This window comes from Sphingomonas adhaesiva (assembly GCF_036946125.1).
Classification (GTDB): domain Bacteria; phylum Pseudomonadota; class Alphaproteobacteria; order Sphingomonadales; family Sphingomonadaceae; genus Sphingomonas; species Sphingomonas adhaesiva_A.
The window spans coordinates 2282078-2295025 of record NZ_JAQIJT010000002.1; the positions used below are offsets into that span (position 1 = coordinate 2282078).

A 12948-nucleotide genomic window follows, 5' to 3' on the forward strand; every position below is an offset into this window, starting at 1 on the left:
GCTGCTCTCCTTTACTGGGCGCCCGCGGTCGGTGCCGCGGACGTGCCGGCCACCCGGGCGGCGGGAATGACCTCGACCGGCAGGCCGAGCGAGTCAAGCTGCGGCTTCACCTTCGCCGCCTCGCCCACGACGACCCACGCCATCTTCGCCGGATCGATCGCACGGTCGAGCGCGGCCTGCACCTGATCGCGGGTCAGCGCACGGTACCGCGTGGTGATCGTGGCGTAATAATCGTCCGGCCGGCGATAGAGGTCGTTGGCCTGCATCGCCGACAGCACGTCGAGCGACGTCTCGAAATTGCCCGACAGCGAACGCGTGCCCGCATTGATGGCGCGGTCGAACTCCGCCGGGGTCATCGGCTGCGTCGTCAGATAATCCGCGATCCCGCGGCGCAGCGCGGTCAGGCTCGGCCCGGTCTGGTCGGCCTGTACCGGGGCGGAGACGACATAGGGCGCGGCGAACGCGTTGCGGCTGAAATTGCCGCCGACGCCGTAGGACCAGTGCTTCTGCTCGCGCAGGTCCATGTTGAGTCGGCCGAGGAAGCCGGCGCCCAGGGCGTCGTTCGCGACCTGCACCGGCAGCAGGTCGTCGGTCCCCTTCAACCCGGTCTGCATGCCGCCCTGGATCAGCGACTGCGGGCTGTCGGGCCGGTCGATCAGGACGATCCGCGGCGAGACCGAGGCGATCGTCGCGGGGAAGGTCTTGGTGCCCGCCGGCCCGGTCGCGCGCCAGTCGCCCAGCTGCCGGTCGAACACCGCGCGCACCTCCGCCAGCGGACGATCGGACACGACGAAGATCTTCGCCTTGTCGGGGCGCAGCCACGCCTGCTGGAACGCGACCAGATCGCCGCGGGTCAGCGCGGCGACCGCCTTCGGATCGCCCGACCCCTGCGACTTGGCATAGGGCGTGCCGGGCGACATCAGCCGCGGCAGCACGCGCGCGGCGAGGCCGTTGGGGCTGGTGAGCTCCTGCGCGATCTGCGTCAGCTGCTGCGTCTTGACGCGCGTCAGCTCGCCCTCCGGGAAGGCGGGGTTGCGCGCGATGTCAGCCCATAGCGCGGTGCCCGCGACGAGGTTCGCGCTGGGGACGCGCAGCGACAGCGTCGTGCGGTCCTGGCTGTTGCCGGTGCCGATGTCCGCGCCCAGCCGCTCCTTCGCCTCCGCCAGCGCGATCGACGACATGGTCGCGGTGCCCTCATCCAGCATCGCCAGCGTCAGCTGCCCGGTGCCCAGCTTCCCCTCGACATCGGCGGCGATGCCGGCATCGAAGCTCAGCACCGCCTGCGTCACCGGGACGGTATCGCGCTGCGCATAGACCAGCTCGATCCCGTTCGACAGCTGTGTGCGCTGGACCGCGGGGAAGCTGAGATCGGCGACCCGATCGACCGCGGGGATCGGGCCGCGATCGCCCGTGACCGCGGGCGCCGCCTCGGCCGGCACGTCCTTGTGCGGCGGCACCTGCGCCTCGGCATAGGCGTCGCGCGCGCCGGGGACGATCGACAGCTGATAGGCGGGGCGGGTCAGCCACCTGCCCGCCGCGGCCTTCACGCTCGCGGGGGTCTGCGCGGCGAGCGCGGCCAGCTCCTTCTTGTAATGCGCGGGATCGCCCGAATAGAGCGCGCCCTCCGCCAGCGCGACCGCCTTGCCGCCGAAGCCGCCGACCGATTCCAGCCCGCCGATGCGCTCGGACACGGTGCTGGTGACGTAGCGCTTCACCTCGTCCGCGGTGGGGCCGGTGCGGAGAAAATCGGCGACCAGCGCGTCGAGCCGCTTCGACACTACCGCCGCGTCGACGCCGGGGCGGACGATCGCCATGACCTGAAACATGCCCAGCTGCGCCATCGGCTGGTAGGACGCCGACGCCGACACCGCCAGCTTCTCGCCCTTCACCAGCACGTTGTCGAAGCGCGAGCTGGCCAGCCCGCCCAGCACGCCCGCCGCGACGTCGAGCGCGGCGGCGTCCTTGTCGTTGATGCCCGGGACGGCCCATTCCCTGACGATCATGGTGGCGGCGACGCGGTCCTTCATCACCTCGCTCGCCGGACCGGGCAGCGACGCCGGGATCGGCGCGGGCGGCGCGACGCTCCTCGGCCCCGCGGGGATCGCGCCGAAATACTTCTCCACCTTCGCGCGCGCGGTCGCGACATCGACGTCGCCGGCCAGTACCAGCACCGCGTTGTTGGGGCCGTAGTGATCGCGGAACCACGCCTTCACGTCGGCCAGGCTGGCGGCGTCGAGATCCGCCATCGAGCCGATCGTGGTGTGGCCGTAAGGGTGGCCGGCGGGGAACAATCCCTCCACCAGCTTGTAGCGGCGCAGGCCGTAGGGCTGGTTGTCGCCCTGTCGCTTCTCGTTCTGGACGACGCCGCGCTGGACGTCGAGCGTCCGCTGCGTGATCGCGCCCGTCAGATACCCCATGCGGTCAGATTCGAGGAAGAGCGCGCGGTCCAGCGCCGCGGTCGGCACCGTCTCGAAATAATTGGTGCGGTCGAAGCTGGTGGTGCCGTTGACGTCGGTCGCGCCGACCTGCTCCAGCGGTTCGAAGAAGTCGCCGGGCGCATTCTCGCTGCCGTTGAACATCAGATGCTCGAACAGATGCGCGAAGCCGGTCTTGCCCCTGGGCTCGTGCTTGGAGCCGACGTCGTACCACACGCTGACCGCGACGACCGGCGCCTTGCGATCGGTGTGGACGATGACGCGCAGGCCGTTCGACAGCGTGAACTGCTGGAACGGGATGTCGACCGCCCTGACGAGGTCGGCCACCGGCGCGGCGGCGGGCAGCGCGGCGCCCGTCGTCTGCGCCGTCGCAGGGGTGGCGGGGGCAAGGGCGGTCAGGACGGCCAGCGCGGTGCCGGTCGCCAGAAACGGACGGTACGCCAAGCAGGATACTCCGGTAACATGAGTTACGATCTTCCATAGCACGCCCCACCCTGCCCGCAAGCTGAACGAGATGGCGATTGACTGCCATCGCAATGATTGCCAATGCAATGGTTGTGAGCTTCTACGATCCGTCCAACTTCTTCCCCGATACGTCGGTCGGCTATCTGATCCGCGTCTGCAACCAGCTGGGCATGGCGCGGCTGGACCAGGCGTTCGCGGACGAGGGCGTGACCGCGGTGCAATGGTCCGCGCTGATCGGCATCCATCTCGCGCCCGCGCCGACCTGCGCCGCGCTGGCGCGGGACATGGCGCATGACAAGGGCGCGATGACGCGGATGATCGATGCGCTGGAGGCGAAGGGCTGGGTCGTGCGCGCGCGCGACGATGGCGATCGCCGCATCGTCAACCTGGCACTGACCGCGGAGGGCGAGGCGGCGGCGATGCGCTGTCGTGCGCGCGCGATCGATTGCTGGAACGCGCTGTTCGCCGACTGGTCGCACGCCGAGATCCACACCTTCATCGCGCAGCTGCAACGGCTGCGCCGCACGCTGGAGTCCGCCCCCTCATGCGCCGCCTGATCCTGCTGGCCACCCTGCTGACGGGGGCGTGCGCGATCCCCGCCTCGCCGCCCGCGACCGTCTCGCGCACCGCCGCCGATCTCGCGCTGGCGGGACCGTCGGTGGCGCTGGCGCCCGACTGGTGGAGCGCGATCGGCGATCCGCAGCTGGACCGGCTGGTCGCGGATGCGCTGGCGGGCAACCCGTCGCTCGACGTCGCCGCGGCGCGCGTGCGCCAGGCGCAGGCGGCGCTGGCGCGGCAGGATGCGGAGCTGAACCCCGACGTGTCGCTCGACGCGCAGGTACAGGCGGCGCGGCTGTCGGGGAACTACACCATCCCGCCCCCCTTCGGCGGGACGGTCCGCATCCTGGGCACCGGCCAGGCCGGGCTCGCCTGGAACCTGGACCTGTTCGGGCGGCAGAAGGCGGCGATCGCGAGCGCCGCGGCGCAGGCCCGCGCGGCCGGGTACGACGCCGCCGCCGCGCGGCTGATGCTCGCGGGCGCGGTGGTGCAGAGCTATGCCGAGGTGGCGCGGGCGGAGCGGCGGGCGCAGATCGCGACGCGCACCATCGGCACGCGCGAACAGTCGCTGGGGCTGGTGCAGGTGCGCGAGCGCAACCGGCTGGCGAGCCGGATCGACGTCGCGGCGGCGAACACGCTGCTGGCACAGGCGAGGGGCGCGCTGATCCAGGCGCAGGCCGCGCGCGCGCTGGCGGTCAACGCGCTGGCGGCGCTGGCCGGGCGCGGCAGCGATTATGCCGCCGCGATCCAGCCGACGCGGCTGCCGGTCGACGCCGCGCTGCCGGTCCCCGCGGTCCTGCCCGCCGACCTGCTCGCGCGCCGGGCCGACGTGGCCGCGGCGCAGGCGCGGGTCGAGGCGGCGGCGGCCGGGCGACAGGTCGCGCGGCGGGCCTTCTATCCCAACATCAACCTGTCGGCGCTGATCGGATTGCAGGCGGTGGGGATCGGCAATTTCCTCGACCTCGATTCGGGCACTGCGGGCGGCGGCGCGGCGCTCCATCTGCCGCTGTTCGATTCCGGGCGGCGCAAGGCGGACCTGGCCGGGGCCACCGCCGCGCTCGACGTCGCCACCGCCAGCTATAACGAGGCGGTGGTGGGCGCCGCGCGCGAGGCGGCGGACGGCATCGCGCGCGTCCGCGCCGCCGATGCCGCGCGCGTGCAGCAGGCCGCGGTGGTGCGCGGCTTTGCGGAAACCAACCGGCTGAACGCGGTGCGCGTCGCCTCCGGGCTGAACAGCCGCCTCGACCTGGTCGACAACGACGTCCGGCTGCTCGACGCGGAGCTTGCCGCCGCCAGCCTCTCGATCGACGCGCTGACCGCGCGCGCCCAACTCGCGACCGCCTTGGGCGGCGGCTTCGCGCCCGTGCAGGAACCCGCCCGATGACCGATACCGCGACCGACAAGGCAGCCGACGAGCCGACCGGCAACACGACGCAACCCGCCGCCGATACCAAGCCGACCGACAAGCCGCAGGCGCGCAGGCGGGCGCTGCTCATCCTGGGCGTGGTGGTCCTGGTCGGGCTGATCGTCTGGGCGGTGTTCCACTTCCTGCTGGCGAAGCCCGAGGAGGAGACCGACGACGCCTATGTCGCGGGCGACGTGGTCGCGGTGACCGCGCGCGATCCCGGCACGGTGCTGGCGCTGCACGCCGACAACACGCAGGCGGTGAAGGCGGGGCAGCCGCTGATCGACCTGGACCCGACGACCGCGGACGTGAACCTGGCCTCCGCCGAGGCCGAGCTGGCGCGCGCGGTGCGCGCCACACGCGCCGACTTCACCCGCGTCGGTCAGTCCGACGCCGGGATCGTCCAAGCCCAGGCCGAGCTGGCGCGCGCGCGCGACGACTACGCGCGGCGCCGCGGCGCCGCGGCGCAGGGCGCGGTATCTGGCGAGGAACTGGACCATGCCGCGGACGCGGTGAAGGTCGCCACCGCCAATCTGCGGCTGGCGCAGGAGCAGCGGCGGCAGGCGCAAAGCGCGGTGCAGGGCACCGACGTCGACACCAACCCGGCGGTGATGGCGGCGAAGGCCGCGTACCGCCGCGCCGCGATCGTGCGCGGGCACATGCGGGTCATCGCGCCGATCACCGGCGTGGTCGCGCAGCGCACGGTGCAGGTCGGGCAGCAGGTCAACGCCGGCATGCCGCTGATGGCGATCGTGCCGCTCGACCGGCTGTGGGTCGATGCGAATTTCCGCGAGACCCAGCTGAAGGACCTGCGCATCGGGCAGCCCGCGACGGTCGTCGCGGACGTGTACGGCGGCGACGTGGTGTATCACGGGCGCGTCGTCGGCGTGGGCGCCGGCAGCGGCAATGCCTTCGCGCTGCTGCCGCCGCAGAACGCGAGCGGCAACTGGATCAAGATCGTCCAGCGCGTGCCGGTCCGCATCGCGCTGAACCCGCAGGAACTGCGCGCCAATCCGTTGCGGGTCGGACTGTCGGTGAAAGCGACCGTCGACACCGCGAACCTGAACGGCGGGCGGCTGGCGCAGGTCGCGGCGGCGCCGTACCGCGGCGATGCGACCGTGGGCACCACGCCCGAGGTCGAGGCGCGCATCCGGCGGATCGTGGCGGCGAATCGATGAGGGCGATGCGCCGCCCCGCACATGACGTCACCGCGGACTTGTTCGCGACGTCTGCGAAAGTCGTGGATCGCTCCACAATGCGCCGTTCCCCGGCGAAGGCCGGGGCCCAGTTGGCGTGGCTTATCCGTCTGTTACCACCGTCCCCCAGCTGGGCCCCGGCCTTCGCCGGGGAACAAGGAACCGAATCTCGCGGAGGTGTCGCCTTGTCCCGGGGTCAAGGGTTCCGCGCGCCGCACGATCGTCGGCGCTCGACGCCCAGGATGCCGGGACAAGCCCGGCATGACGGAGAGAGTCGGTGAGCCAGCCCCCCTCCCCTCCCCCGCTGTCCGGCGCGAAGCTCGGCCTCACCGCCTTCGCGCTGGCGCTGGGCACGTTCATGATGGTGCTCGACACCACGATCGCCAACGTGTCGCTACCGACGATCTCGGGCAATCTGGGCGTCAGCAGCGACAATTCGACGTGGATCATCACCGCCTTCGCGGTCGCCAACGGGGTGGCGGTGCCGCTGACCGGGTGGCTGATGCGGCGGTTCGGGGTGGTGCGGGTGTTCTGCACCTCGGTCGCGCTGTTCACCATGGCGTCGTTCCTGTGCGGCATCGCGTGGAACCTGCCCTCGCTGATCGTCTTCCGCGTGCTGCAGGGCGCGGTGTCGGGGCCGATGATGCCCGGCAGCCAGGCGCTGCTGATCGCGATCTTCCCGCCGGACAAGCGCGGGACGGCGCTGGGCATCTGGTCGATGACGACGCTGGTCGCGCCGATCATGGGGCCGATCCTGGGCGGCTACATCTCCGACAACTACCATTGGTCGTGGATCTTCCTCATCAACGTGCCCTTCGGCATCCTGACCGCGCTCGTCTGCTGGACCAACCTGAAGGATCGCGAGACGCCGACGACGAAGCTGCCGATCGACACGATCGGGCTGGCGCTGTTGGTCGTGTGGATCGGATCGCTGCAGATCATGCTGGATCTCGGCAAGAATGCCGACTGGTTCAACGATCCCACGATCGTCGTGCTGGCGCTGGTCGCGCTGGTCGGGTTCGTCGCCTGGGTGATCTGGGAGCTGACCGACGCCAACCCAACCGTCGACCTGACGCTGTTCGCGCGGCGCAATTTCGTGATCGGCAACCTCGCCTTCTCGCTCGGCTATGCGGTGTTCTTCGCCAACATCCTGATCCTGCCGCTGTGGCTTCAGACGCAGCTGAACTATACCGCGACCTGGGCCGGGCTGGTCGCCGCGCCCAGCGGGCTGGTGGCGGTGGTGCTGACGCCGTTCGTCGCGCGATTGTCGGGGAAAGTCGACGCGCGCATCCTGGCGACGATCGCGTTCGGCGGCTTCGCGGTCAGCTACTGGATGCGCTCGGGCTATACGACGCAGGCGAGCTTTGCCGACTTCGTGCTGCCGCTGCTGGTGCAGGGCGTGTCGATGAGCACGTTCTTCCTGTCGATGCTGACGATCTCGCTCGACAAGATCCCGCCCGACCGGCTGCCGTCCGCGACCGGCATCTCCAACTTCTGCCGCATCGTCGCGGGCAGCTTCGCCGCGTCGATCATCACCACCGCCTGGGACCGGCGCGAGGCGCTGCACCAGACGCGGCTGGCCGATGCGGTGGGGCAGGGCGTGCCGTACCAGATGGCGGCGGAGCAGCTGCAACGGCTGGGGCTGAACGCGACGCAGGCGGCAGGCGCGGTCACGCGGCAGATGGTCGGCCAGGCCTATCTGCTGGCGTCGACCGACCTGTTCCGGCTGTCGGCATGGCTGTCGGGCAGCCTGATCGTGCTGGTGTGGCTGTGCCGCCGGCCCGGCACGCCGTCGGGGCCGGTGGCGGCGGATTGAGGTATCGAAGCCCCTCCCCTTCAGGGGAGGGGGTGGGGTGGGGCAGTCACAGGTCGGCCTCTCTGCGAGGCTTCCCCCCACCCCCTCCCCCTCCCCTGAAGGGGAGGGGCTTGCCGTGGTCAGACGTTCGCGATCACCACCGCGCGCGTGTTCAGGTACGCCTCCAGCGCCTCCGGCCCGCCCTCGGTGCCGTAGCCCGAGTCCTTGATCCCGCCGAAGGGCAGTTCCGCGGTGCCCGCGGCGGGGGTGTTGACCCACAGCATCCCCGCCTCGACCCGGCGCGTCAGCAGATCGGCGTTCTTCAGCGAGGCGGTGAAGGCATAGGCGGCGAGGCCGTAGGAGAGCCGGTTCGCCTCCGCGATCGCCTCGTCCAGCGTGTCGAACCCGCGAATACCGGCGACGGGGCCGAACGGCTCCTCGTTGAACAGCTTCGCCGATAGCGGCACGTCGGTGAGCACGGTCGGCTGCCAGAAATTGCCCGCCTCGCCGATGCGCGCGCCGCCGGTCAGGACGGTCGCGCCCCGCGCCACGGCATCCTCCTGGAACGCCTTCATCGCATCGAGCCGGCGCGGGTTGGCGAGCGGGCCCATCTGCGTCCCCTCGGCGGTGCCGTCGCCCACCTTCAGCCCCTGCGCCAGCGCGGCGAACGCCTCGGCGAAGCGCGCCTTGACGCTGTTGTGGACCAGGAAGCGCGTGGGCGAGATGCACACCTGTCCTGCGTTGCGGAACTTCGCGCCGCCGATGCTCTTCACCGCCAGGTCGACGTCGGCATCCTCGCACACGATGACCGGCGCATGGCCGCCCAGCTCCATCGAGACGCGCTTCATATACTTGCCCGCCTGCGCGGCGAGCAGCTTGCCGACCGGGGTCGAGCCGGTGAAGGTGATCTTGCGGATGATCGGGCTGGCGATCAGATATTCCGAAATCTCCGCCGGATCGCCGTAGACGAGGCCCAGCACGCCCTCTGGCAGGCCGGCGTCCTGGAACGCGCGGATCAGCTCCGCCGGGCTCGCGGGGGTTTCCTCCGGCGCCTTGACGATCATTGAGCAGCCCGCCGCGAGCCCGGCGCCGATCTTGCGCACCACCTGGTTGATCGGGAAGTTCCACGGCGTGAAGGCCGCGGTCGGCCCGACCGGGTCCTTCACGACCATCTGCCGTACCGCCGGATCGGTGCGATGGGGGACGAGGCGGCCGTAGACGCGGAAGCCCTCCTCCGCGAACCATTCGATGATGTCGGCGGCCGCCATCGCCTCGCCCTTCGCCTCCGCCAGGGGCTTGCCCTGCTCGCGGGTCATCAGCTGCGCGATGCCGCCCGCGCGCTCGCGCATCAGCGCCGCGGCGCCGCGCATGATCCGGCTGCGCGCGGCGGGCGTCATGTCGCGCCACGTCGCGAACCCCTTGTCCGCCGCCTCCAGCGCGGCGTCGAGATCGGCGCGCCCGGCGTGCGCGACGCGGCCGATCTCCTCGCCCGTCGCGGGGTTGCGCACGGGGATCGTGCGGCCGTCGGCGGCATCGCGCCACGTCCCGGCGATAAACAGCCGGGTATCGGGATAGCTCATGTCATGCTCCGTTGGGAATCGGATGGAGAGGGACGCGCCGCGCCGCAGCGCGTTCCCCTCCCCCTCACTTACCCTTGGCGAGACGTGCCGTGTACGCGTCGAGCGACAGCGGGCGGCCGAGGAAATCCTGCACCAGCGCGGCCGCAGGCTTCGCCCCGCCGGGGGCCAGCACCTTCTCGCGATAGGCGCGCGCGACCGCCGGGTTGCGCAGCCCCTCGCGCTCGAACCGGGTCCACAGGTCGAGCGCGATCGTCTTCGACCACATATAGGTGTAATAATAGGCCGAATAACCGCCCAGATGCCCCCATGCCGCCTGCGGATGCACGCCCGCGGGGGTGGGCGGCAGCGCGTAGCGATCGTTCAGCGCGATATATTGCGCGGTCAGGTCCGGCTGCGGCGGCCCCAGGTGATAGCCCAACGACGCGTTCGACAGGCCGAACTGGCGACGATCACCCAGCGCCTCGCCGAAATAGCGCGCACGGTTCATCCGCTCGACCAGATCGCGCGGGATCACGTTGCCCTTGGCATCCTTCGCGAAGCGCGCCAGCGTATCATAGTCCCAGACGAAATTCTCCAGCATCTGCGACGGCGCCTCGATGAAGTCCCATTCGAGATTGCCCATGCCGGACGAGGCGTAATGCACCCGACCGGACAGCATGACGTGGATGAGGTGGCCGTATTCGTGGAGGAACGTCTCCACGTCGCGGTGCTCCATCAGCCCCGTCGTGTGATCGCCCGCGGGGAAGTTCGTGACCAGCGCCGCCATCGGGATCACGCGCCCCGCGACGCCCGCGCGCAGCGGCACGACATTGGCGTGACTGTACTTGCCCGGCCGCGGGTGGGTGTCGAAGTAGAAGCGGCCGATGACCTGTCCGCCGTCGAGCATCTCATACGCCTCGACCGCGGGGTCCCAGGTCGCGGTCTTCCACGGGCGGATCTCCACCCCCATCAGGTCGCGCGTCAGCTGGAGCATGCCATCGCGCACGTCGTCATAGGCGAAATACTGGCGCACCGCCTGGGGATCGACCGCATATTGCTCCTTGCGGACCAGCTGGCCGTAATAGCCGGTCTGCCACGCGGCGATATCGGTCGCGCCGGGCTGATCCTTGCGCAGACGCTCGACGAGGCGGGCAAGGTCGCGGCGCGCATAGGGGTCGCCCGCGGCGACGCCGCGGTCGATGAACGCCGCCGCCTTCGCGGGCGTGTCCACCATCTTGTTCTCCAGCGCGACGGTGGCGTAGTTCGGCCGCCCGAGCAGCTTCGCCAGCGTGTCGCGGGTGGTGAACATCTCGCTCAGCACGGCGTCGTTCTGCGGCCAGGCGCGGCTCTGGAAGGCGGTGTAGAGCCGGCGGCGCAGCGCGTCGCTCCTCGCATAGCTCATCACCGGCATCAGGTCGGGGTAGTCGGTGGAAATCTCCACCTTCCCGTCCGCGCCCGGCTTGTGCGCGGCGACGAAGTCCGCCGGCAGGCCGTCGAGCTCGGCGGGATCGGCCTTCACGACCAGCCGGCTGCCCGCGATGTTGCCCTCGAACCGCACCTCCAGCTCGGAGATGCGCTTGCTGAGCGCCGCCACCCGCGCGCGCGTCGCCTCGTCGCGCGAGACGCCGGCGCGGTCGAAGTCGGCGAGCGTGCGGCGGACGACATGCTGCGTCTCCGCGTCCGCGCCTGCCAGCGGCACCGCCTTCAGCCGGTCGTAGACGGGGCGCGACAGCTGGAGCGCGGTCGCCGCCTCGTTGACGCGGGTCTGGCAGGCGCGACCCGCCTCGCGCCGCGGTTCGTCGGGCGCGACCTCGGCGATCAGGCTGCTGTCGCCCGCCGCCGCGCCGAGCAGCCCGGCGATGTCGTCGAAGCGCCGGAAGCTGGCGAGCGTCGCCGGACCCGACTCCTTCTCCAGCGCGGTGCGCAGCGCCATGGCCCGGGCCAGATAGCGGTCGCACAGCGCAGCGACCGCGGCCGGATCGGCGGGGGTCAGCGCGGTCGTGTTCAGCATCGCATCGGTATCGGACGCGGGCGCCGCGGTCGGCGCCTGTGCCGCGACGAGCGCGAGCAGCGACGGCAGCAGGAGCAGGTGGCGTGTCATCGTAAATCCCCTCTTCGTTGCAGCGCACGATGGTCGGCCCGGCGCGCTTTCACAAGGGGTGCGGGGCGCTGGACGTCAGGCCGGAGTCGCGCGCGCCTCGCGGACGCGCAGCGTGGCGGCGGCGGCACACAGCATCATCGCGCCCGCCAGCACCAGCACGTGGCGCGGATCGCCGCCCAGCACGGGGCGGTAGATCAGCGGCATCACCAGCGTCTCGATCATCATCGGCACGACGATGAACATGTTGAAGATGCCCATGTAGATGCCGGTGCGCTGCGGCGGGATCGCGCCCGCGAGCATGACATAGGGATTGCCCATCAGGCTGGCCCAGCCGATGCCGATGCCGATCATCGGCAGCGCCAGCGCGGTGCGGCCGTCCACCCAGGGCAGCGACAGCATCGCCGCGCCCGACAGCAGCATGGCGACGGCATGGACGTGCTTCGCGCCGAAGCGCCGCGCGATCGGCACCATCGCGAAGGCGGCGAGGAACGCGACGAAATTGTAGAGCGCGCCCGCCTGCCCCGTCACCAGCGTCGCCTGGCGGAAGCCGGCACTCGCCGCATCGGCGGTATCGAACAGCGACCGCGCGATCGCGAAGGCGATATACTGCCAATAGGCGAACATCGCGAACCACTGGAACAGCATCGCCAGCGCCAGCTGGCGCATCGCCGGCGGCATATCGCGCACCGCCTGCGCGATATCGGCAAGCGCACCGCGCGCCGACAGCGAAGGGGCCTCCTCCGCGGGGTCGAGCGGGAGTTCGGGGACGCGAACGACCGACCAGACGATCGTCGAGATGGAGAGCACCGCGCCGATCAGGAACGCGATTCGCGTGATCTGCGGGATGCCGTTGGCATCGATCAGGTCGGCGCTGATGCCGCCCCAGACCAGCAGCGACGGCGCGAGATAGGAGAGCGTCTGCGCGAGCCCCGTGAAGGCGGACTGCGTCAGGAAGCCCGCAGTCCGCTGCGACTCGTCCAGCCGGTCGCTGACGTACGCGCGGTACGGCTCCATCGTGACGTTGTTGGCGGCATCCAGCATCCACAGCAGGCTGGCCGCGACCCACAGCGCGGGGCTGTACGGCATCGCGAGCAGCCCCAGGCTGCACAGCACCGCACCGATCAGGAAATAGGGCGTGCGACGGCCGAACCGCGTCCGCGTGCGGTCGCTGAGCGCGCCGATCAGCGGCTGGACGAGCAGCCCGGTGACGGGACCGGCGAGCCACAGGAGCGGCATCGTCGCCTCGTCCGCGCCGAGATAGCTGTAGATCGGCCCCATGTTCGCCTGTTGCAGGCCGAACGAGAATTGCAGGCCGAAGAAGCCGAGGTTCATCTCCGCGATGCGCATCGCGGACAATCGCGGCTTGCCGATCCTCATCCTCGTTCCTCTCCGTCAGCCGGGGTGCATGGCCCCTTCCGCAGCGATACGGCCACC

General features: G+C 70.8%; 8 protein-coding genes. 4 read left to right on the top strand and 4 right to left on the bottom strand.

Annotation, left to right across the window (positions count from 1 at the left end; all coding sequences use genetic code 11):
* Positions 1 to 11: 11 nt before the first annotated feature.
* Positions 12 to 2879 (bottom strand): M16 family metallopeptidase, encoded by a 2868-nt coding sequence (locus PGN23_RS17050; protein ID WP_335304261.1) that lies wholly within the window; start codon positions 2877 to 2879, stop codon positions 12 to 14.
* Between the two features lie 107 nt (positions 2880 to 2986).
* Here PGN23_RS17050 and PGN23_RS17055 point away from each other — a divergent pair, with 107 nt between their 5' ends.
* From PGN23_RS17055 to PGN23_RS17070, 4 genes are all read left to right on the top strand, one after another.
* Positions 2987 to 3457: a MarR family winged helix-turn-helix transcriptional regulator gene (locus PGN23_RS17055; protein ID WP_335304639.1), complete on the top strand. Its 471-nt coding sequence runs from the start codon at positions 2987 to 2989 to the stop codon at positions 3455 to 3457.
* Positions 3445 to 4842, top strand: a complete 1398-nt coding sequence (locus PGN23_RS17060) for an efflux transporter outer membrane subunit (RefSeq protein ID WP_335304262.1) — start codon at positions 3445 to 3447, stop codon at positions 4840 to 4842. The genes PGN23_RS17055 and PGN23_RS17060 overlap by 13 nt, the downstream gene beginning before the upstream one ends.
* Positions 4839 to 6041, top strand: coding sequence for an HlyD family efflux transporter periplasmic adaptor subunit (locus PGN23_RS17065; protein ID WP_335304264.1), 1203 nt, complete (start codon positions 4839 to 4841; stop codon positions 6039 to 6041). The genes PGN23_RS17060 and PGN23_RS17065 overlap by 4 nt, the downstream gene beginning before the upstream one ends.
* Positions 6042 to 6336: 295 nt before the next feature.
* Complete coding sequence (locus tag PGN23_RS17070; RefSeq protein WP_335304265.1) at positions 6337 to 7875, top strand: DHA2 family efflux MFS transporter permease subunit; 1539 nt, start codon at positions 6337 to 6339, stop codon at positions 7873 to 7875.
* A 119-nt stretch (positions 7876 to 7994) separates the two neighbouring features.
* Here the strand turns inward: PGN23_RS17070 and PGN23_RS17075 are convergent, their stop codons facing one another.
* From PGN23_RS17075 to PGN23_RS17085, 3 genes are all read right to left on the bottom strand, one after another.
* The gene (locus PGN23_RS17075) at positions 7995 to 9434 is read right to left on the bottom strand and encodes an NAD-dependent succinate-semialdehyde dehydrogenase (RefSeq protein ID WP_335304266.1); all 1440 of its coding nucleotides are present in this window, start codon (positions 9432 to 9434) and stop codon (positions 7995 to 7997) included.
* A gap of 64 nt (positions 9435 to 9498) precedes the next feature.
* A complete protein-coding gene (locus PGN23_RS17080) occupies positions 9499 to 11514 on the bottom strand; it encodes a M3 family metallopeptidase (RefSeq protein ID WP_335304267.1) in 2016 nt (671 codons plus the stop codon).
* A gap of 75 nt (positions 11515 to 11589) precedes the next feature.
* Positions 11590 to 12891 carry an MFS transporter gene (locus PGN23_RS17085; protein WP_335304268.1) on the bottom strand — a complete coding sequence of 434 codons (1302 nt, stop codon included), beginning with the start codon at positions 12889 to 12891 and terminating at the stop codon, positions 11590 to 11592.
* Positions 12892 to 12948 lie beyond the last annotated feature (57 nt).

Bases quoted from the DNA above. Each gene is read 5' to 3' on its own strand.
- PGN23_RS17060 (WP_335304262.1), top strand. From the start codon at position 3,445: ATGCGCCGCCTGATCCTGCTGGCCACCCTGCTGACGGGGGCGTGCGCG.
- PGN23_RS17055 (WP_335304639.1), top strand. From the start codon at position 2,987: ATGGTTGTGAGCTTCTACGATCCGTCCAACTTCTTCCCCGATACGTCG.
- PGN23_RS17075 (WP_335304266.1), bottom strand. From the start codon at position 9,434: ATGAGCTATCCCGATACCCGGCTGTTTATCGCCGGGACGTGGCGCGAT.
- PGN23_RS17085 (WP_335304268.1), bottom strand. From the start codon at position 12,891: ATGAGGATCGGCAAGCCGCGATTGTCCGCGATGCGCATCGCGGAGATG.
- PGN23_RS17065 (WP_335304264.1), top strand. From the start codon at position 4,839: ATGACCGATACCGCGACCGACAAGGCAGCCGACGAGCCGACCGGCAAC.
- PGN23_RS17080 (WP_335304267.1), bottom strand. From the start codon at position 11,514: ATGACACGCCACCTGCTCCTGCTGCCGTCGCTGCTCGCGCTCGTCGCG.